We start from the raw sequence: 20,616 nt of genomic DNA, 5'->3' as shown, positions 1-20,616 counted from the left end.
GTGTATCGTTATGTGATACATTTCTACTAATTGGGATGCGAAGTTGATCAGATCCTACGCGAACGGGATGACCGAGGCTGTCGCCTCAGGCAGGGCGCCGAAAGGCTTTCCGGCCGACCTTCTGCGCCGCGCGATCGTCAAGCTGACGATCATCGACAACGCCGCCACTCTTGATGATCTGTCCCGTCCGCCCGGCAACCGGTTGGAACCGTTGAAAGGGGATCGACTGGGGCAGCATTCGATACGGATCAACGATCAGTGGCGAATATGCTTTGTCTGGCTGAACGGCGGAGCCGATCGGGTCGAGATCATCGACTACCACTGAAGAACGGGAAGTTAGCAGTATGTCCATCACCCTCCCGCCGGTTCATCCCGGCGAAATTCTGAGAGACGAGTTTCTATTGCCGCTTGGCCTCAGTGCAGGCGGGTTGGCCAAGAAGCTCAATGTACCGCGCACCCGTATCGAGCGTTTGGTGGCGGAGCAGACGGCGCTCACGCCGGACACCGCCTTGCGTCTCGCTCGTTTTTTTGACACCAGCCCGCAGTTCTGGATGAATCTCCAGACCAGCTACGACCTGAAGGTCCAGGCGGCCGCCAAGGCCGAGGAGATCGCCGCCATTCCGGTCTTGAGTGCAGCATAGGCTCAAGGTGCATATCCATGGATCGCCGGCACATTTTGCTTGCTTGCATGGATGACTTTTCGCGCCGGGCTTGCTAAGTCGGCGCAGCCTAAGCAACCAAAGAAAAGCCAGCCCCGATGCCCGATCTTCTGCTCGAACTCCGCTCCGAAGAGATTCCCGCCCGCATGCAGCGCAAGGCGGCTGGCGATCTGAAGAAGCTCGTCACCGACGCGCTGGTCGAGGCCGGCCTCAATTACGAGGGCGCGCGGGAATACTGGACGCCACGGCGCCTGACGCTCGACATTCGCGGGCTGTCTGCCCGGTCGGCCGACATTCGCGAAGAGAAGAAGGGCCCGAGCGTCAGCGCGCCGCAACAGGCGATTGACGGCTTCCTGCGCGGCGCGGGGCTCTCCTCCATCGACCAGGCGATCGTCAAGACCGATCCGAAGAAGGGCGATTTCTACGTCGCCTATCTCGACAAGCCAGGCCGTGCCGCCGACGCGATCGTCGCCGACGTCATGCCGGGCATCATCCGCACCTTCCCCTGGCCGAAGTCGATGCGCTCCGGCGCCGCCTCCATGCCCAGGGGGTCGACCTTCGCCGGGATCGAGGGCAAGGGCTCGGAAGCGCTGCGCTGGGTGCGCCCCTTGCAATCGATCGTCTGCACCTTCGGCACCGACCATGACGAGACCATCGTCATCCCCTTCGAGATCGACGGCATCACCGCGGGCAATGTCACCTACGGTCACCGTTTCCACGCGCCGGCTGCGATCACCGTGCGCCGCTTCGACGACTATGTCGCCAGCCTGGAAAAGGCCAAGGTGATCCTCGACGCCGAGCGTCGCAAGCAGATCATCGCCCAGGATGCCGCCAATCTCGCCTTCGCCAACGGGCTCGATCTGGTTGAGGACGAGGGCCTGCTGGAGGAGGTATCCGGCCTGCTCGAATATCCGCATGTGCTCCTCGGCACCTTCGAACAGGACTATCTGGCCATCCCGGCCGAGATCATCCGGCTGACGATCAAGACCAACCAGAAGTGCTTCGTCACCCGCCCGCATGGCGAGACGGAAAAGCTCTCCAACCATTTCGTCCTCGTCTCCAACATTGAGGCGAAGGATGGTGGGAAGGAAATCATGCACGGCAATGGCAAGGTCGTGCGCGCCCGCCTGGCGGACGCCAAGCATTTCTGGACCCGCGACCAGGGCGACCTGCCGGACCTTGAGACGCTGAAGGCCTCGGCCGAAAAGTTCGGCCTCGATCTGAAAAAGCCGCTCGACCAGCGCATGGCCAAGCTCGACGCGCTGAACGTCACCTTCCACGCCAAGCTTGGAACGCAAGGCGAGCGTGTTGCCCGCATCCGCGCGCTGGCGAAGGAACTGGCGCCGATCGTCGGTGCCGACGCGGCGCTCGTCGATCGCGCCGTGGTGCTGGCCAAGGCGGACCTGCGCACTGAGGCCGTCGGCGAATTCCCGGAACTCCAGGGCCTGATGGGCCGCCGCTATGCGCTCCTGCAGGGCGAAGACGCCTCCGTCGCCGCCGCCATCGAGGACCACTGGAAGCCGAACGGCCCCTCCGACCGCCTGCCGGAAGACAAGGTCGGCCTGACGGTCGCGCTCGCCGACAAGCTTGATACGCTCGTCGGTTTCTGGGCGATCGACGAAAAGCCGACCGGTTCCAAGGACCCCTATGCCCTGCGCCGTGCAGCGCTGGGCGTGGTTAGGATGATTTTGGAGAAAGGCACAAGGTTACCGTTGTTGGAAGTGTTCCAGACGATCGTACTACGTTGGCAACGTGCAAATCTGGAGCGCGTTCTTGCACGGGCTGGAAACCCGGTGAGCCTTGCGGAAGACCTGCTTGCGTTGGAAGCGAGTAAGAAGATTGCTAATGTGGAGGGGGAAGAGTTCGTTGAGATCGAGATCAATCCACCTATGCTCGGATTGGTTTCGAATCTTGAGGCCGACCTCCTCTCCTTCTTCCACGACCGCCTGAAGGTTTATCTGCGCGACCAGGGCGCCCGCCACGACATCATCGACGCGGTGCTGACCCCTGAGGCCGACGACCTGTTGATGGTCGCCCGCCGCGCCGAGGCGCTGACCGCCTTCATCACGTCGGAAGACGGCTGGAACCTGCTCGCTGGCACCAAGCGCGCGACCCAGTTGCTCGCTGCCGAAGAGAAGAAGGGCACCGTCGTCGCCGACGGCGTGTCGGACGCCCTGCTGACGCTCGATGCGGAAAAGGCGCTGTTTGCCGCGATCAAGACCGCCAGCGACGAAGCCGCCGACGCGGTGGCGAAGGAAGACTTCCGCTCGGCCATGCAGGCGCTGTCGACGCTGCGCGCCCCGGTCGACGCCTTCTTCGACGACGTTCTCGTCAACGACGAGGATGCCGCCATCCGCGCCAACCGCCTGGCTCTCCTCAAGGCGATCCGCGAAGCCACCGGCACCGTGGCCGACTTCTCCAAAATCGTATCGTGAGACGGAGATCCGCATAAGCGGAGCCAATCGATCCAGCGGGCGGGTCGAGGCGCCGAGCGCCTGAGCCTGAATCTGAAGCGAAGGGCCGACCGGGGCATGGTCGGCCCGAGGCTTTGTCTTGGTTCGCCCGTTGTGGTAGCTTCGTGATACCGCGGTTTGGAGCTTTCGAGGAGCAGTCCCATGAACAAGCCAGTTCAAATCACGATCGGCGAGCCCTTCGACAGCTTTATCGACACGCAGGTGGAGAGCGGCCGTTTCAAATCCGCCGAGGCCGTGGTCGAAGCCGGACTGCGGCTGCTCGAAGAGGAGCAGTTGAAGATCGAGAAACTGCGCGAGGCCTTGATCGAAGGCGAGCGCAGCGGTGAGCCCCGCCCTTTCGATCGTGAGGCATTCCTTGCACGGATGCGTGAGCGCCATTCGTGATGGCGTACCGACTTAGTCCGGCGGCGGAACAGGATCTGGAGGAGATCTGGACCTATACTGCCCATACGTGGTCAGCGCAGCAGGCCGAAGCCTATTTGGGCGACCTGTTGCAAGGCCTGGACATGTTGGCGGCCAATCCGCGCATTGGCAGGAAGATGGACCGGATCCGTCCAGGTTATCGGCGTTTCCATGTGGCGCATCACCTGATCTTCTATACCGAGAAGGGGCAGGGCAGCATCGACGTGATCAGAATTCTTCACGAAAACAGCGATGTCGCACGCCGTCTGGGGGAGACGTGATTGCCCCCAAGATCCTGATCAGCGCCTGCCTGCTCGGTCGCCCGGTTCGCTATGACGGCACGGGCAAACCTCTATCCCACCCCGCGATTGCCCGCTGGCAGGCTGGGGGGCGGCTTGTCGGCTTTTGCCCGGAACAGGCCGGAGGCCTGCCCACCCCGCGTCCTCCAGCCGAGATCGAGGACGGGCTTTGTGGCGAGGACGTGATCGAGGGGCGGGCGCGGGTGGTCGAGAACACCGGGCGCGATGTGACTGACGCTTTTGTCGAGGGCGGGCGCCAGACGGTCGAATTCGCCCGCGCCAATGGCTGTGCCTTTGCCCTCCTGATCGACGGAAGCCCGTCCTGCGGCTCCGGCTTCATCTATGACGGCAGTTTTTCCGCCGTCCGGCATCCGGGCCATGGCGTCACGGCGGCCCTGATGCGCCGGGCCGGCATCGCGGTCTATTCCGATCGCGAAATCGATGCGCTGGTCGCGCATCTCGATGGCGAGGACGGCACCGAGTTCTGAATCCAACGCCGTCAATGGCAAAGACCGCCGGAGTTGCCTCCGGCGGTCTTTGAATTCTGGTGGCGCGAAAACCTCAGCCGGCGCGCCTCATCTGCTGGGCCATGCCGTTGAGCGAGGCCGACTGCGATGCGCCGGAGACGCGGAAGCCGCGGATCAGGTTCAGCAGTTCTTCCGTGTCGTTGGCGAGGGCTTCGGCCGAGGCGGTCGTTTCCTCGGCCATGGCCGCATTGTGCTGGGTCGCGGCGTCGAGCTGGTTCATCGACGACGAGATCGTGCGCAGCGTGGTGTCCTGCTCGGACGCCGAATGGGCGATCTTGGTGACGATGTCGCTCGCCGCCTTGATCTGGTCGGAGATGCGCTTCAGCGCTTCTCCGGCCTCGCCGACCAGCTGCACGCCGTTCTGCACCTGCGAGGACGACTTGGAGATCTGTTCCTTGATCTCCTTGGCGGCGGCGGCCGAACGCTGGGCGAGTTCCCGCACTTCCTGGGCGACGACGGCAAAGCCCTTGCCGCTCTCACCGGCACGTGCCGCCTCGACGCCGGCGTTGAGGGCGAGCAGGTTGGTCTGGAAGGCGATCTCGTCGATCACGCCGATGATCTTGGTGATCTCGGCCGAGGACTGCTCGATGCCGCTCATTGCGCCGATCGCCTGGGCGACGACGGCGTCGGAACGCGAGGCCTCGGTGCTGACCGAGGTGACCCGCTTGGCGGCTTCATGCGCGCCTTCCGCCGTCTGGCGAACGGCAACGGTCAGTTCGTCGAGGGCCGCCGAGGTTTCTTCCAGGTTGGCGGCCTGGCGCTCGGTGCGCTGCGACAATTCGTTGGAGGCGCGGCGGATCTCTTCCTTCGAGCCGGAAATATCGACACCCTTGGCATTGACCCTGGCCATGGCGGCCTCGAGATGGGAAAGGGCCTCGTTGAAATTGTCGCGGAGCGCGGCATATTTCGGGCCGAGTTCGCCGCAACGCACGGTCAGGTCGCCGCGGGCCAGTTCTTCCAGTGCCGCACCGATGGTGGAGACGACACGGGCCTGCTGGGCGGCTTCGGCCTGCTGCATTTCGGCGTTCTGGTTGCGCTCGGCATCCAGCTCGCGGGACTGTTCCTCCTGGCGGCGGGCCATGGCATGGCGCTCGCGCACCTTTTCCTGCAGCGCCTTGGTGGCCTTCGCCATCATGCCCACTTCATTGCCCATGTCCGTGTGCGGAATGGCGATCGAGACATTCTCGTCGGCAACGGCACCCAGTGCGCCATGGATGGCGGTAAGCGGTCGCGTGATGCCGTTGATGATCAGATAGGCGGCGATCAGGCCGAGCGTAACCACAAGCCCGCCGATCATGACGGCCTTCCAGATCATCGCGTTGATCTTCACCTGCAGGTCGTCGATGTAGACGCCGGTGCCGATCACGACTTTCCACGGTTCGTAAGCCTGGCTATAGGCGGCCTTCAGGAAGACCTCGCCATTCGGGTCGGTCGGCTTTTCCCAATAGTATTCCGTGATGCCGCCGCCCTTCTGGCCTTTCGAGATCATTTCCTCGCGGAACAGATTGCCCATCTTGTCGGGCAGCCCCTTCTGGGCCAGACCGACCTGCTTCTGCACGGGGTGGAAGACCATGGTGACGTCATAGTCGAGGCCGAACAGGTAGCCGTTCGGTTCATACTTGATCGAGGTCAGCGTCCTGAAGGCCTGGGCCTTGGCGTCTTCCGGGCTCAGTTCGCCGGATTTCACCCGTTCCTCAAAGCCCTTGATGATGGCGATGCCGGATTCCACCTGCGTGCGCAACATGTCGTAGCGCTCGGCATAGATGGAGTCGGATGCGGTCTTGATCTGGAAATAGGTGGCGACGCCGAACGCCACCATCAGGGCGCCGATCAGCAGAAAAAGTTGGTGGGAGATTTTCAGGTTTTTCATAGGTCCTCGCTCAATCGAATGATCCGGTCGGTGTCCTACCGATCCTGCGAGGTTGGTCTGCGCTCGCGAGCGTATGCGTCATGCTGCTACCGGGTTATATCGTCACATTCCGATAAAACCGGTAAAATTTGATTTATAAACTGGCAACTATAAATGAACCCCAAGAAATAATAGAAAAATAGTCGCAAATGATACGGACCTGGCCCGGGACAGATATGGGTCGCGACTGCTCTAAGCGTAGGGTTGTGCAGGCAGGGTAAAGACAATCGCAATACTGCTGCCGGAGGTTGCCTTGACTGCCGGTTTCGTCGGTATTCTCAACCTTGACTGTACTCTTCAAGCCAAACGCCCCGGCATAGCCGAGGCGTCTGTCCCGCGTTTTCAGCGGAAGGCCCGCGCAGCCCGGATCGTATGGCTGGGTGGGGCAGGGAACCGGACGGGGTCAATCGACCCGTAGCTCGAATGTCGTGATATCGAGGGATTTGGCTGCGGCGGGGTCGGTCAGCGAGGCCGAGACGGGTGCCAAGCTCGTGTTCCCCGGCACTGCAGCGGTGGTTGCATCGACGTCGATGCCGTCGGCCGGTCCGGCGCTTGCGGCGGCAATGACGCTGCCATTCGTGGTCCAGCCATCGGCCTTGCTGAAGAAGACCACCGGCGAGCCGCCGAGCCAGGCTTCGGTGCGCTTCAGCTTCCGTTCTCCGTCGACCTCGACGATTTCGGCCGCCTGGGTGCCGCGAGCGATCTGCGGAACATTGTAGGCTTTCTCGTCCGTCTCTTCCCTTAGCGCGGGGCAGTCCGTGCAGCTGATGACGAGAATGCTGGAGCCGTCGGTCTTGGCGCTGCCGACCACCTCGATCGATGATGCCAGTGCCGGCCCGGTGGCGAACAGAAGCGCGGCGGTCAGTATGAGCTTGCGCATGACGAAATCCCCGAATTGCTTTCGAGGAGAGTTTTACGCGGCGATTATTGCCATCCGGTCAGGCCGATCGATCGAATTTTATCGATCTCGGTATTTCTGTCGGTTTCCGGGACGTTTCCGGTCTTCAATCCCGGCCGATGGCCCGCCAGCCGATGTCGCGGCGGCAGAAGCCGTTGTCCCACTCGACGGTGTCGACCAGCCGATAGGCGGCCGCCTGGGCGTCCGCGACGCTTGAGCCGAGCGCCGTTGCGTTCAGCACGCGCCCGCCGGTGGCAACCAGCTGATGATCCTTCAGCGCCGTGCCGGCGTGAAACACCTTGGCATCCTGCGTCGCTGCCGGCAGCGCCCGGATCGGCGTGTTCTTCTCGTAGGAGCCCGGATAGCCGTTCGAGGCCAGAACGACGGTCAGCGCCGTTTCATCTCGCCATTCGGCATCGACCTCGTGCAGACGTCCGGTGGCCGTCGCATGCAGCAATTCGAGCAGGTCGCTCTTCAGCCGCATCATCAGCACCTGGCATTCCGGATCGCCGAAACGGACATTGTATTCGATCAGTTCCGGCCCCTTGTCGGTGATCATCAACCCGGCGAAGAATACGCCGGAAAAGGGCATGCCCATTTCCGCCATGCCGCGCATGGTCGGCTCGATGATCTCCTTCATGGTGCGCTCGACCAGATCGGGCGTCATCACCGGGGCCGGCGAATAGGCGCCCATGCCGCCGGTGTTGGGGCCGGTGTCGCCGTCGCCGACGCGCTTGTGGTCCTGGGCGGTGGCGAGCGGCAGAAGCGTCTTGCCGTCGCAAAGGCAGAAGAAGCTCGCTTCCTCGCCGTCGAGAAAAGCCTCGACCACCACCTCGGCGCCGGCCTCGCCGAAGGCGCCCTCGAAGCAGTCGTCGATGGCGGCAAAGGCTTCATCCAGCGTCATGGCAACCGTGACGCCCTTGCCGGCGGCAAGGCCATCTGCCTTGATGACGATCGGCGCGCCCTGGGTCCGCACATAGGCCTTGGCCTTGGGCGCATTGTTGAAGCGCTGGTAGGCGCCGGTCGGGATGTCGTAGCGGGCGCAGAGGTCCTTGGTGAAGCCCTTGGAGCCTTCGAGCTGGGCCGCGGCGGCGGATGGGCCGAATACGGCAAAGCCCTCGGCGCGCAATTGGTCGGCAAGTCCGGCGACCAGCGGCGCCTCTGGGCCGACAACGACGAAGTCGATTTCGTGGCCGCGGCAGAAGGCGAGGATTTCGTCCAGGTCGTCGGCGCTGATCGGCACCAGCGTCGCATGTTCGGCGATGCCCGGATTGCCGGGGATGGCGTAAAGCGTGGTCAGGAGCGGCGATTGGGCGATCTTCCAGGCAAGGGCATGCTCGCGTCCGCCCGAACCGATCAACAGAACCTTCATCGCCCGCCCTCCGAATGCCTTGGGAATAGCTGCGCGGTTAAGGGCAGGGGCGCAAAAGGTCAAGAAAAAACCCGGAAGCTTTGCATTCCTGTGGAGCGCAGACGCGATTCCTTGCCTTCGTCGCGTTCGCGGCTATGGTCGCCGCTCGCAAATCTGGAGAATACCTATGGCCGACGACAGCAAATCCATCGCCGCGATCATCGCCTCCGAGGTCAATGCCCGCCCCGAGCAGGTGATCGCTGCCGTGGAGCTGCTCGACGGCGGTGCGACCGTGCCCTTCATCGCCCGCTACCGCAAGGAAGTGACCGGCGGCCTCGACGACACGCAGCTGCGCAATCTCGCCGAACGGCTGACCTATCTTCGTGAACTCGGTGCCCGCCGCAAGGCGATCGTCGAATCGATCACTTCGCAGGGCAAGATGACCGACGAGCTGATGGGCAAGATCTTCAAGGTCGCCACCAAGGCCGAGCTGGAAGACATCTACCTGCCGTTCAAGCCCAAGCGCCGCACCCGCGCCGAGATCGCCCGAGAGAAGGGGCTGCAGCCGCTCGCCGATGCGATCTGGGGCAACCGCGCCGCCGATCCGCAAAAACTGGCCGAGGCCTATATCACCGCCGAGGTGCCGGACGTGAAGGCAGCGCTCGAAGGCGCCCGCGACATCGTGGCGGAAGCGATCTCGGAAAACGCCGACCTGATCGGCCGCCTGCGCAACGACATGAAGGACCGCGCCATCCTCTATTCCAAGGTGGTCGACGGCAAGGAGCAGGCCGGCGAGAAATTCGCCGACTATTTCGCCCATTCCGAACGCTGGGCGACCGTCCCCGGCCACCGGGCGCTGGCCATGTTGCGCGGCTGGAACGAGGAGATGCTCACCTTGTCGATCGAGGTCGACAAGGACGATCCGTCGCCGATCAAGCCGGCCCAGCGGACCATCGCGGCTGCCTACGACATCGCCGGAAAGGGACCGGCCGACCAGTGGCTGATGGAAGTCGCCGGCTGGACCTGGCGTGTGAAGCTTTCCGTTTCCCTGTCGCTCGACCTGATGCGCGACCTACGCGAACGGGCGGAAGAAGAGGCGATCCACGTCTTCGCCCGCAATCTGAAAGACCTGCTGCTGGCGGCTCCCGCCGGCTCGCGTCCGACCATGGGGCTCGATCCGGGCATCCGTACCGGCGTCAAGGTCGCCGTCGTCGACGGCACCGGCAAAGTGCTCGAGACGACGACCGTCTATCCTTTCCCGCCGAAGAACGACATTCGCGGCACCCAGGCCGAGCTTGCCTCGCTGATCCGCAAGCACAAGGTCGAGCTGATCTCGATCGGCAACGGAACGGGCAGCCGCGAGACCGAACGGCTGGTCGCCGACATGCTCGCCCAGTTCCCGGCAACGGCTCCGAAGCCGACCAAGGTCATCGTCTCGGAAGCCGGCGCCTCGGTCTATTCGGCCTCGGAGACCGCCGCCAAGGAGTTTCCCGGCCTCGACGTGTCGCTGCGCGGCGCCGTCTCGATCGCCCGCCGCCTGCAGGATCCGCTGGCCGAACTCGTCAAGATCGAGCCGAAGTCGATCGGAGTGGGCCAGTACCAGCACGATGTCGACCAGGGCCGGCTCGGCCGCTCGCTCGATGCCGTGGTCGAAGATGCGGTGAACGCCGTCGGCGTCGATCTCAACACGGCTTCGGTCCCGCTTCTCGCCCGCGTCTCCGGCCTCGGCAGCTCGATCGCCGAAGCCATCGTCACCCATCGCGACGAGACCGGCCCCTTCCAGAGCCGCAAGGATCTCTTGAAGGTTCCGCGGCTTGGCGCCCGCACCTTCGAGCAGTGCGCCGGCTTCCTGCGCATTCCGAACGGCAAGGAGCCGCTCGACGCTTCGTCCGTTCACCCGGAAGCCTATGGCGTGGCGAAGAAGATCGTCGCCGCCTGCGGCCGCGACCTGCGGACCCTGATGGGCGACAGCGTCACCCTGAAGGGCCTCGATCCGAAGAAGTTCATCGACGAGCAGTTCGGCCTGCCGACCGTCAGGGACATCATCGCCGAACTGGAAAAGCCCGGTCGCGACCCGCGCCCGAGCTTCAAGACCGCCACCTTCGCCGACGGCGTGGACGAGATCACCGACCTGAAGCCCGGCATGCTGCTCGAGGGTACGGTGACAAACGTCGCCGCCTTCGGCGCCTTTGTCGATATCGGCGTCCATCAGGACGGCCTCGTGCACGTCTCCCAGCTCGCCGATCGCTTCGTCAAGGACCCGCATGAGGTGGTCAAGGCCGGCGACGTGGTGAAGGTTCGCGTCGTCGAGGTCGACGTCAAGCGCAAGCGCATCGCGCTGACCATGCGCAAGGATGGCGGCGAGGCGCCCCAGCCGTCGATGCGCGATGCACGCGGATCGGCAAACGCCATGCGTCACGCGAGTACCAAGCCTTCGGCAAAGCCGGAGGCCCCGGCGCTCGGTGGCCTGGGCGCGGCGCTCGCCGAGGCGATGCGCAAGAAGTAGCGGTTCGAGGTGCCGGCAGAGCCAATCCGCCGGTTCCCTTGGGGCCGTCTTTGCTCTATCAATTCGCCCATGAACACCGCCGCCGATCAGAACGGGCGCGTTGCCGACGCGCCATCCGACAACTGGGTCTACCGGGTCCTGCCGCCCGCCGCCTGGCCCTATGCGCAACTGGCTCGCTGGGACCGGCCGATCGGCTGGCAGTTGCTGATGTGGCCGTGTTTCTGGTCCTCGGCTCTGGCCGCCAATGTACTGGCGGAGCGGGGGCAGCTCAGCGTCCCGCTGTTCCTGTTCCATCTCTTCCTGTTCTTCGCCGGCTCGGTCGCCATGCGCGGTGCCGGCTGCACCTATAACGATCTGGTCGACGAGGAGATCGACATGGCGGTGGCCCGCACGCGCTCGCGCCCGCTCCCATCCGGGCGCGTGACGCGGCGCCAGGCCAAGCTTTTCCTCGTGGCGCAGGCGCTGGTCGGGCTGGTGGTTCTGCTCTGTTTCAACCGCTTCGCCATCGTGCTGGGCATCACCTCGCTGCTGATCGTCGCCATCTACCCCTTCGCCAAGCGCTTCACCGACTGGCCGCAATTCTTCCTCGGGCTTGCCTTTTCCTGGGGCGCGCTGATGGGCTGGGCGGCGCTGGCCGGCTGGCTGTCGCTTTCCAGTCTGTTTCTTTATGGGGCGGCGATCGCCTGGACGATCGGTTACGACACGATCTACGCCCATCAGGACAAGGAGGATGACGCCCTGGTCGGCGTGCGCTCCACCGCCCGCCTGTTCGGCGAAAACACGCGGTCCTGGCTGATCGGCCTCTACGGCCTGACGCTCTTCCTGCTGTTCGTCGCCTTTGCCCTGGCCGGGGTCGGCTTCCTTGCCTATGTCGGCCTGGCGATCGCCGCTGGCATGTTCGCCTACCAGATCCGCGTGCTCGACATCGACGATCCGGCCCAGTGCCTGGCGCTGTTCAAGTTCAACAACAAGGTCGGCGCAATCCTGTTCCTCGGCCTTCTGGCGGCGCTGCCTTTCGCCTGATCCTTTCTGTTTCGAAGTGGAACATGCGAAACGGCCCGGATGAGCATCCGGGCCGTTCGTCGATCAGCTGAAATTAACGTGTGGGCTCGGACGGGAGCCGGACCGTCTCAATTGCGGGCGATGATTTCCTTGCCGGAGATCTTCATCGACACGCCGAGCTTGCCGGTCGTGCGGCGCACCAGGAAGCGCGGGCGGCGTTCGGCGAAATAGGAATGGCGGCGGCGCGGCTGGGCCTCGCGGGCCCGCACTTCGCCGAGATGTTCTTCGAGCGGGCGGGCGACGCCATCGGCCTCGACCATCAGCATGGGAATGCGGAAGGCATCAGACCAGCCGCGCCAGTCGGCGGCGATGTCGCAAAGGTCGTGTGCGACCAGAAGCGGGATGCAGAGCTCCGGATCCTCGTGATGCAGTTCCAGCGTTACGGTCACTTCCCCGTCTCCATGGTCGATCGCCCGTGCGGCCACACCCTTGAAGGCGCGCGCCGGCAAGGCGAATGAAAGGGGCAGGCCGCTCGAGGCCAGGATCTTGCGCAGCACGGCACCACGTTCGTCGATGGTTATCGTCACATCGCCGGAAGCACCCCGCGCTGCGTAGGTCACCTGTTGCGGAAACCGGGTCGGATCCAGTCGCAGCGTCGCGCCTGCCCATGCGGGCTTCATAACCGTGTTCGTCATCTTCATGCTACCCTTGTTTTACCCGAGAGCGCTTCATGCGTTCGTCTGATTGGGACTTTTCGTCCTCTATGGCTGGAAGGTAGCGCTCCTCCCTGAGAGACAGCTTAAAAATCGCGGTTAAAAAAACTTTGCCGGCTCAAATGGTTAGCGTTTTCGAATGTGGCACGGTTTGTAAAACGTGAACGCAGGCGGCGCATGACAGGCCGGGACAAGCCTCGTCTGGTAGCTTCTGCGAAAATTGCGATATTCCGTTCTCAAGAGAGTTGTCTCCATGGTTTCGACCTATCTGAGCTATGATCTCGTCGTGCGCGACATCAAGTCCAGCCTCAATCGGACCGCGGCCGACCGCCAGGTCACGCGCGAATCGGCCTACTATGAAGCGAATATCGGCAACGTGACTTCGGTCGACGAATTCCTTGACGACTACCGGCTCTATTCCTTCGCGATGAAGGCGCACGGTCTCGAAGACATGACCTATGCCAAGGCCTTCATGCGCAAGGTGCTGGAAAGCGACCTGACGGACGACAACAGCTATGCCAACAAGCTGACCGACGACCGCTACCGCAATTTCGCCGCCGCCTTCTCCTTTTCCTCGGCAACGAAGATCCCGCAGACCGAGACGCAGACGGACGAGATGATCGGTCTCTACAATGCCACGATCATCAACAGGGACGAGCAACTTGCCGAGGACACGCGATACTATGAGATCATGGTCGATCGCACCACCAATGTGGATGTCTTCCTGCATGACGACCGGCTGCGCGATTATGTGCTGACGGCCTATGGCATAGACCGGAAGACCTACAACTACGATCTGGTCCGCGGCGCGCTCTCCAGCGATGTCAGCGATCCGGCCAGCTACTACAATACGGTCATTCTTCCCCAGGCCAACGCCGCCTCCACCCAGATTACCGACAACAACACCATCCTGACTGCCGTCAACGGCCGCGCTTCCGCCATGACCATGGCGGCGACCATGCAGAGCGTCATCGACCAGCAGCCGGTGATTCAGGGGCAGATCGACGATCTGGAACTGCAGAAACTAGAGCCGGCCGCCGATGTGCCCGCGCTCGATGCGCAGATCGCGACGCTCCAGGCCCAGTTGCAGGCGATGTACACCGCCGTCGGCGTGACCGACGTCAGCGAAGTGCCGCCGCTGCTTTCGGCGCAACAGACGATCATCAACGACTACAATGCAATTCTGCCGCCCGTCGGGGCTGAGACGACGACGCTGGTCAACAAGCTCAAGGAGGACAACAAGCGGCTTCAGAACATCGTCGCCGGCTTCTCCGCCTATGAACAGCTCGCCAACGCCTTCGGTTTCGCCAGTGACGGCACGGTCGCCGCCGGCTCCGCCCAGACGGCTGCAAACAAGCAGGCGACGACCAATCTCTATATTTTCGGCCAGGACCGCCTGACGAGGACCGGCGCCTTGCTCAACGACGAATACTACAAGTCCAAGATCGCTGGCATTGCCACGGTCGACGAGCTTCTCGCCGACAGTCGCTTGGTGTCCTACATCAAGACGGCGTTCGGGCTGACCAGCGCCGCGGTCGTTTCCTCGACGCTGGAATTCGTCATCACCAGCGATCCGGACGATCCGGCCAGCTACCTCAATCAGCAGTACAAGCTGAACAAGAACTACGACAACTTCGTCGCACTGGCGCGGGCCTTCAACTTCCAGGCGGACGGCACGCTTGCCTCCGGTGATCCGGCCCAGACCCCGCAGCAGTTGTCCCAAACGTCGAGCCGCTATTTTTCCGGCTATGACGATACCCATGAAGCGGCTGACGAACGGGCGATCAAGGCTTACAAGAACGCGCTGGCCGCCTTCAACACCGACAGCGGCAGCATTCGCACGGTCGATGAACTGGTCGGCACCAAGGCCGTCTATGAATTCGCCATGCAGGCCGTCGGCCTCGACCCGGACGAGATTTCCAAGCGGACGATGAAGAAGGTCCTGATGAGCGACCTGGACGATCCGAGGAGTTTTGCCAATTCGCTGAAGGATGATCGCTACGTTCGGTTCGCCCAGCTCTTCAATTTCGACGAAAAGGGTGATCTCAGCTGGCCGGCCATGGCCCAGGACGAGGGCACGATCAAGAAATACGCCAAGAACTATATCGTCCAGAAGACCCGTTTCGCCGAAGAGGATCAGAAGGAGAGGCTGAAGAAGGAAGCTGAGACCGAGGCCGAGTATTATCAGGACAAGATCGCCAGCCTGAAGACACTCGACGAGTTTCTCGGGGACCGCCGGCTCGTCGACGTCGCTCTGGTCGCCAAGAGGATCGATCCCTCGCTGGTGACCGACGATTTCATGAAGGAGGTCTTCGCTTCCGACCTCGGCGATCCGAAGAGCTTCGTCCACGAGCAGAAGGACAGCCGCTTCGCCGAGCTTTTGGCATCCTTCAATTTCAATGAGCATGGCAAAGTTGCCAGCACCGCGAGCGGCGGCATCCAGACGCCGGGCGAGGTGCGCGAGGAGCTCAACCTGTTCCTGCGCCAGACCCTCGAGACGGAGGAAGGCAACAACAATCCGGGCGTTCGCCTCGCGCTCTATTTCGAGCGCATGGCCGGAACCATAACCTCGGCCTACGACATTCTTGGCGATACGGCCCTGCTCGAATTCTTCCGCACCACCTACAGCCTGCCGGCGGAGCTCTCCAGCATGGATATCGACCAGCAGGCGCGGATTGTCGAGAAGAACCTGGAGCTTTCCGATCTCGCCGACACGGACAAGCTGTCCAAGCTCGTCCGTCGCTTCACCATCATGTACGACCTGGAAAATGGCGGCGGTTCGTCGCCGTCGCTGTCGATCCTGATGGGCGGCGGCAATGTCGGCATCAATGCCGACCTGCTGATGTCGATTTCGCAGCTGCGCGCAGGTTGAGGATGAGCGCGCGGGCGCTCGTCCGCCACTTGTCCTGGCCAAGGTCCGGGCAAGGTCCCCGCCGCACGATAATAATTATAGTTTAATTCATTTTCTGAGGGCCCGTCATGGTTTCGACCTACCTGAGCTACGACCTCGTCGTGCGCGATATGAAGGCCAGTCTCGATCGCACAGCTTCCGACGCGCAAGTGGCGCGCGAGGCCGCCTATTACGAGGAAAATATCGGCAAGGTGACCTCGGTCGAAGAGTTCCTCGACGACTACCAGCTCTACTCCTACGCCATGAAGGCCTATGGCCTGGAAGACATGACCTATGCCACGGCCTTCATGAAGAAGGTGCTGGAAAGCGACCTGACCGACGAGGACAGCTACGCCAACAAGCTGACAGACGACCGCTATCGCAACTTCGCCACGGCTTTCCAGTTCACCACTGCCACCAAGGATGCCCAGTCGGACGCGCAGGAGACGGCGGTCTTCGACCTCTACGCCCAGGCCCAGATCGACCAGACGGCAAGCATCAAGGAAGAGACCGCCTACTATGAATCGGTGATCGACAACATCACTTCGGCCGAGGAACTGGTCGGCACCAACAGGCTGTTCGGCTATATCCTCGACGCTTATGGTATCGACCGCACCTATTACACCGACGAGCATCTCATCAAGGTTCTGACCAGCGATCTCGACGACGAGAACAGCTATCTCAACCAGTTGGTCGCCACCGACGAGGCATCCGACAACGACTACAATTCGGCCGCCTTCCTGGCGCTCGCCGAAGCCTTCAGCTTCAACACGGACGGATCGTTGGCGGGCGACAGCGCCCAGACCGACGCGCAGAAGGAAGCGACGATTTCGGCCTATGTGTCCGCCAATACCACCTATGCTTCGGAATACACGCTGGAGCGCGAGCAGGCCTATTACGAAACGAAGATCGCGAGCATCACCACGGTCGATGAAATCACCGGCGACGAGCGGCTGTTCGAATATGTCAAGGCGGCGTTCCAGCTCGACTCAAACCTGTTGAAATCGGAATTCTACAACATCGTCACCAGCGACCTCGACGACGAGGACAACTATGCGGCGACCAATGGGGGTTCCGCCTGGACCAGCATCGCGGCGATGTTCAACTTCGACGAGGACGGCAATGTCAAGGACGGCATGTCGGCCCAGGACGAGGAGCAGTTGTCGACCACGCAATCGGCCTATGAAAACCACTATGACGACGCCGATGCTGAGGACCTGCAGACGCTCCTCGACTATTATTCCGACACGATGGCCGACATCACTTCGGTCGATGACCTGCTCAAGGACAGTTCGATCCGCGCCATCCTGTTCAAGGCCTTCGGCATCGAGGAGGGCGAGTATAGCGATGCGGAGCTGAAGAAGGCGCTGACCAGCGATCTCACCGATCCGAAGAGCTATGCCAACAAGAGCCGCGACGAGCGCCTGATCAACCTTGCCAGCGCCTTCAATTTCGACGCCGCCGGCGAGGCCGAGGCGCCGCTCCTGGCGCAGAACGAGATTACCATCACGACCGTCGCCAAGGCCTATATCGTCAACCAGGTCCGCTATCTCGAGGACGCCGAGCTGGAAACGGCGCAGGAGGAGGCGGAGGCGGAAGCCGAGTATTACCAGGAGACCATTCTCGGCATCACCAGCGCGGCCGAACTGCTGGCCGACCGGCGGCTCGTCGATGTCGTGCTGATCGCCAAGGGCTTTGACCCGGACGAGGTGACCGACGACTTCCTCAAGCAGGTCTTCCAGTCGGATCTTTCGGATGAGAAGAGCTTCGTCAACCAGCAGGAGGACGAGGCCTGGGCGGAACTCCTCGCATCCTTCAACTTCGACACAGACGGCCTTCTGACGCGCGACAGCGTCGGCACGGTCCAGCAGCGCGGCGCGGTTCTCGAGGCGCAGAACCTCTATCTGCATCAGGTGCTGGAGGAGGACCAGGGCAACAGCAATGCCGGCGTGCGCCTGGCGCTCTATTTCGAGCGGGTCGCCCCGACGCTCACCGACGCCTACGACCTGCTCGGCGACGACGCCCTGCTCGAAACCTTCCGGGTCGCCTTCGGCTTCACCGAGGATTTCTCCAACATGGACATCGACATGCAGGCGGCGCAGGTCGAGAAGAACCTCGACCTGTCCGAGATGCAGGATCCGGAAAAGATGAAGAAGTTCCTGCAACGCTTCACCGCCATGTACGACACGGAAAACGCCGACTATTCCTCCTCGGCGCTCACCGTTCTGACCGGCGGCACCGGTGGCATCAGCGCCGATCTGCTGCTGTCCATCGCCACCCTCAAGAGCTGACGAGAAGCCTGGAACCGCGCCCCTTGCCGGAGTCTCCCGTTTCGGCTATCGATATATCCAATGGGATATATCGATAGCCTTTGGGAGGTTTTGATGCTCGCTTCATTCCGCTCGCTTTGCGACCTGGCAAAGGCTGCCATTGTCGCCGCCGCGATTCTCGCCCCGACGGTAACGGCCGCCCATGCCGAAGACGGGGTCACCGTTTTCGCCGCCGCCAGCCTGAAGGAGGTGCTGGGCGAGGTCTCCGAGGCTTGGAAGGCCGAGACGGGGAGGGACACGACGCTGTCGTTTGCGGGCAGTTCGGCGCTTGCCAAGCAGATCGAGCAGGGCGCCCCGGCCGATCTTTTCATTTCCGCCGACCTGAAATGGATGGACTATCTCGACAAGGCCGGCCTTGTCGCGGGCGAGAGCCGCGTCGACCTGCTCGGCAATCGCCTGGTCCTCGTCGCACCGAAGGATGCCGCCACCACGGCGACGATCGCGGAGGGCTTCCCGCTGGCTGATCTTCTGGCCGGCGGCCATCTCGCCATGGCCAATACCGATGCCGTTCCGGCCGGCACCTATGGCAAGGCGGCGTTGCAAGCGCTGGGAGTCTGGGACAGCGTCAAGGACCATGTGGCCCAGGCGGAGAACGTGCGCGCCGCGCTCCTTCTCGTCTCGCGCGCCGAGGCGCCGCTCGGCATCGTCTACGAGACGGATGCCAAAGCCGATACCGGCGTCAGGGTCGTGGACCGGTTTCCCGAATCGAGCCATCCTGCCATCGTCTATCCCGCTGCCGTTCTGAAAGAGGCCAGGAATGCCGAAGATGCCGCCGCCTTCCTCGCCTATCTGCAGGGAGCAAAGGCCCATGCCATCTTCACGGCCGCCGGCTTCACCGTGCTCGCGAAGACCAACTAGGATCGCTCTGGCGTGGCGCTGACCCCGGAAGAACTGACCGCCATGCTGCTCAGCCTCAAGGTCGCGGCGGTCGCCGTGGCCTTCTCGCTGCCCTTCGGCATTGCGGTCGCCTGGGCTTTGTCCCGGCGCGATTTTTGGGGCAAGAGCCTTCTCAACGGCCTCGTCCACCTGCCGCTGATCATGCCGCCGGTGGTGACCGGCTATCTTCTGCTGCTGACCTTCGGCCGGCGCGGTGCCGTTGGCGCCTTCCTCGACGAGTGGTTCGGCCTCGTCTTCTCCTTCCGCTGGACCGGCGCGGCGCTTGCTGCCGCGGTCATGGGCTTTCCGCTGCTCGTCCGCTCGATCCGTCTGTCTCTCGATGCGGTCGATCGAAGGCTGGAAACGGCCGCCTCGACGCTGGGCGCAGCCCCGGCCTGGGTCTTCGCCACGGTGACCCTGCCGCTGATCCTGCCCGGTATCGCCGCCGGCGCCGTGCTCGCCTTCGCCAAGGCCATGGGCGAGTTTGGCGCGACGATCACCTTCGTCTCCAACATTCCCGGAGAAACCCAGACGCTTGCCTCCGCCATCTATACCTATACCCAGGTGCCGGGCGGCGATGTCGCGGCCATGCGGCTGACGTTGATCTCCATCGTCATCTCGTTGGCCGCCGTCATCGCCTCTGAAGTCTTGTCGCGTCGCATGGCCGCAAGGATCGGTGCCGCATGATGCTGGAAATCGATGTCCGGCATAGGCAGGGTAAGTTCGATCTTACGGTTGGTCTTTCCATTGGCGACGGCCTTACCGCGCTGTTCGGGCCGTCCGGGTCGGGCAAGACCACGCTGGTCAATCTGGTGGCGGGGCTCATCCGACCGGACAGCGGCAGAATTGCCTTCAACGGCGAGATCTGGGTGAATGGCGAAAGCCGGCGTTTCGTGCCGCCGCATCGCCGCCGCATCGGCTATGTCTTTCAGGAGGCGCGGCTCTTCCCGCACCTCACCGTGCGCGGCAATCTGCGCTACGGCGCACGCTTCGCCCCGCGCCACGAGCCGGGTGAAGACCTCGACCGGGTGGTGGATCTGCTGCGCATCGGACCGCTTCTCGACCGCCGTCCGGCGCTGCTCTCCGGAGGCGAAAAACAGCGGGTCGCCCTGGGGCGTGCCCTGATGGCCAAGCCGCGCCTGCTTCTGATGGACGAGCCGCTGTCCGCCCTCGACCATGACCTCAAGACGGCGATCCTGCCGGACATTGAGCGCATGCGCGATGAGGCCGGCATCCCGATCCTCTATGTCAGCCATTCCATCGAGGAGGTGACGCGCCTCGCGACGCGGGTGGTGGTCATGGATGCGGGCAGGACTGTTGCGATCGGCAGGCCCGACGAGGTGCTCGCCGTCGTTCCGACGACTACCGGCGACATGAAGGCCGGGAGTTTCCTGCATGCCGTCGTCACTGGGCACAGTCCGGACGAGGGTTTGACATTCGCCGAATCCAGAGCCGGTCCGCTGTTCCTGCGCGCCACCGACATCCCGGTCGGCGCGCATATCCGCGCCTTCGTGCCGACCAGCGAAGTCATGTTGGCAACCGTGCGGCCGGAGGGGATATCGACGCTCAACCGGCTGGAGGGCAGGGTCGAGACCATCAACGAGGCGGGCTCCGCGGTCATGGTGGCGATCGATTGCAATGGGGAGCGCGTGCTGGCCGAGATCACCCGGAGGTCCGCCACCAGTCTCGGAGTGGTCGAGGGGATGCCGGTTCATCTGTTGTTCAAGGCAGTCTCGATTGCCGCCGAGGGCATCTATCGCACCGCTTGACGCTTACCAGG

17 protein-coding genes are annotated in these 20,616 nt (G+C 63.0%); 13 read left to right on the top strand and 4 right to left on the bottom strand.

Going from position 1 to position 20,616, the window contains the following annotated elements:
- Window positions 1-43 precede the first annotated feature (43 nt).
- From DYZ14_RS19020 to DYZ14_RS18995, 6 genes are all read left to right on the top strand, one after another.
- Complete coding sequence (locus tag DYZ14_RS19020) at window positions 44-325, top strand: type II toxin-antitoxin system RelE/ParE family toxin (protein WP_154722148.1); 282 nt, start codon at window positions 44-46, stop codon at window positions 323-325.
- 19 nt (window positions 326-344) lie between these two features.
- Window positions 345-641 (top strand): HigA family addiction module antitoxin, encoded by a 297-nt coding sequence (locus tag DYZ14_RS19015; protein ID WP_154722147.1) that lies wholly within the window; start codon window positions 345-347, stop codon window positions 639-641.
- 116 nt (window positions 642-757) lie between these two features.
- Window positions 758-3,094 carry a glycine--tRNA ligase subunit beta gene (gene glyS, locus DYZ14_RS19010; RefSeq protein WP_154722146.1) on the top strand — a complete coding sequence of 779 codons (2,337 nt, stop codon included), beginning with the start codon at window positions 758-760 and terminating at the stop codon, window positions 3,092-3,094.
- A 180-nt stretch (window positions 3,095-3,274) separates the two neighbouring features.
- The gene (locus tag DYZ14_RS19005; protein ID WP_154722145.1) at window positions 3,275-3,517 is read left to right on the top strand and encodes a type II toxin-antitoxin system ParD family antitoxin; all 243 of its coding nucleotides are present in this window, start codon (window positions 3,275-3,277) and stop codon (window positions 3,515-3,517) included.
- The gene (locus tag DYZ14_RS19000; RefSeq protein WP_154722144.1) at window positions 3,517-3,816 is read left to right on the top strand and encodes a type II toxin-antitoxin system RelE/ParE family toxin; all 300 of its coding nucleotides are present in this window, start codon (window positions 3,517-3,519) and stop codon (window positions 3,814-3,816) included. The genes DYZ14_RS19005 and DYZ14_RS19000 overlap by 1 nt, the downstream gene beginning before the upstream one ends.
- Window positions 3,813-4,322, top strand: coding sequence for a DUF523 domain-containing protein (locus tag DYZ14_RS18995; RefSeq protein WP_154722143.1), 510 nt, complete (start codon window positions 3,813-3,815; stop codon window positions 4,320-4,322). The genes DYZ14_RS19000 and DYZ14_RS18995 overlap by 4 nt, the downstream gene beginning before the upstream one ends.
- 73 nt (window positions 4,323-4,395) lie before the next feature.
- Here the strand turns inward: DYZ14_RS18995 and DYZ14_RS18990 are convergent, their stop codons facing one another.
- The 3 genes from DYZ14_RS18990 to purD form a co-directional block, all read right to left on the bottom strand.
- Window positions 4,396-6,231, bottom strand: a complete 1,836-nt coding sequence (locus DYZ14_RS18990) for a methyl-accepting chemotaxis protein (protein WP_154722142.1) — start codon at window positions 6,229-6,231, stop codon at window positions 4,396-4,398.
- A gap of 442 nt (window positions 6,232-6,673) precedes the next feature.
- Window positions 6,674-7,150, bottom strand: a complete 477-nt coding sequence (locus DYZ14_RS18985; RefSeq protein WP_154722141.1) for a plant virulence effector HPE1-like domain-containing protein — start codon at window positions 7,148-7,150, stop codon at window positions 6,674-6,676.
- A gap of 124 nt (window positions 7,151-7,274) precedes the next feature.
- Window positions 7,275-8,540 carry a phosphoribosylamine--glycine ligase gene (gene purD, locus DYZ14_RS18980; protein WP_154722140.1) on the bottom strand — a complete coding sequence of 422 codons (1,266 nt, stop codon included), beginning with the start codon at window positions 8,538-8,540 and terminating at the stop codon, window positions 7,275-7,277.
- 166 nt (window positions 8,541-8,706) lie between these two features.
- On the opposite strand from purD, the gene DYZ14_RS18975 reads away from it, so the two are divergent.
- On the top strand, window positions 8,707-11,025 hold the full coding sequence (locus DYZ14_RS18975; protein ID WP_154722139.1) for a Tex family protein: 2,319 nt from the start codon (window positions 8,707-8,709) through the stop codon (window positions 11,023-11,025).
- Between the two features lie 69 nt (window positions 11,026-11,094).
- Window positions 11,095-12,048, top strand: coding sequence for a 4-hydroxybenzoate octaprenyltransferase (gene ubiA, locus DYZ14_RS18970; protein ID WP_154722138.1), 954 nt, complete (start codon window positions 11,095-11,097; stop codon window positions 12,046-12,048).
- A gap of 107 nt (window positions 12,049-12,155) precedes the next feature.
- Here ubiA and DYZ14_RS18965 read toward each other — a convergent pair whose 3' ends face one another.
- Window positions 12,156-12,722: a DUF6101 family protein gene (locus DYZ14_RS18965; protein WP_115672242.1), complete on the bottom strand. Its 567-nt coding sequence runs from the start codon at window positions 12,720-12,722 to the stop codon at window positions 12,156-12,158.
- 271 nt (window positions 12,723-12,993) lie between these two features.
- Between DYZ14_RS18965 and DYZ14_RS18960 the strand changes: the two genes are divergently transcribed.
- The 5 genes from DYZ14_RS18960 to modC all read left to right on the top strand — a co-directional run bounded on the left by DYZ14_RS18960 (window position 12,994) and on the right by modC (window position 20,605).
- The gene (locus tag DYZ14_RS18960; RefSeq protein WP_154722137.1) at window positions 12,994-15,612 is read left to right on the top strand and encodes a DUF1217 domain-containing protein; all 2,619 of its coding nucleotides are present in this window, start codon (window positions 12,994-12,996) and stop codon (window positions 15,610-15,612) included.
- 107 nt (window positions 15,613-15,719) lie between these two features.
- Window positions 15,720-17,921, top strand: a complete 2,202-nt coding sequence (locus DYZ14_RS18955) for a DUF1217 domain-containing protein (RefSeq protein WP_154722136.1) — start codon at window positions 15,720-15,722, stop codon at window positions 17,919-17,921.
- A gap of 93 nt (window positions 17,922-18,014) precedes the next feature.
- Window positions 18,015-18,818 carry a molybdate ABC transporter substrate-binding protein gene (gene modA / locus DYZ14_RS18950; protein WP_154722135.1) on the top strand — a complete coding sequence of 268 codons (804 nt, stop codon included), beginning with the start codon at window positions 18,015-18,017 and terminating at the stop codon, window positions 18,816-18,818.
- A 12-nt stretch (window positions 18,819-18,830) separates the two neighbouring features.
- Window positions 18,831-19,523 (top strand): molybdate ABC transporter permease subunit, encoded by a 693-nt coding sequence (modB, locus tag DYZ14_RS18945; RefSeq protein ID WP_154722134.1) that lies wholly within the window; start codon window positions 18,831-18,833, stop codon window positions 19,521-19,523.
- The gene (gene modC / locus DYZ14_RS18940) at window positions 19,520-20,605 is read left to right on the top strand and encodes a molybdenum ABC transporter ATP-binding protein (protein WP_154722133.1); all 1,086 of its coding nucleotides are present in this window, start codon (window positions 19,520-19,522) and stop codon (window positions 20,603-20,605) included. Before modB ends, modC begins: the two co-directional genes overlap by 4 nt.
- Window positions 20,606-20,616: the final 11 nt, after the last annotated feature.

Source organism: Ciceribacter sp. T2.26MG-112.2 (genome assembly GCF_900492205.1).
Taxonomy (GTDB): domain Bacteria; phylum Pseudomonadota; class Alphaproteobacteria; order Rhizobiales; family Rhizobiaceae; genus Allorhizobium; species Allorhizobium naphthalenivorans_A.
Note: the sequence above shows the minus strand (reverse complement) of the source record. Positions and strands in the feature narration are given on the sequence as shown.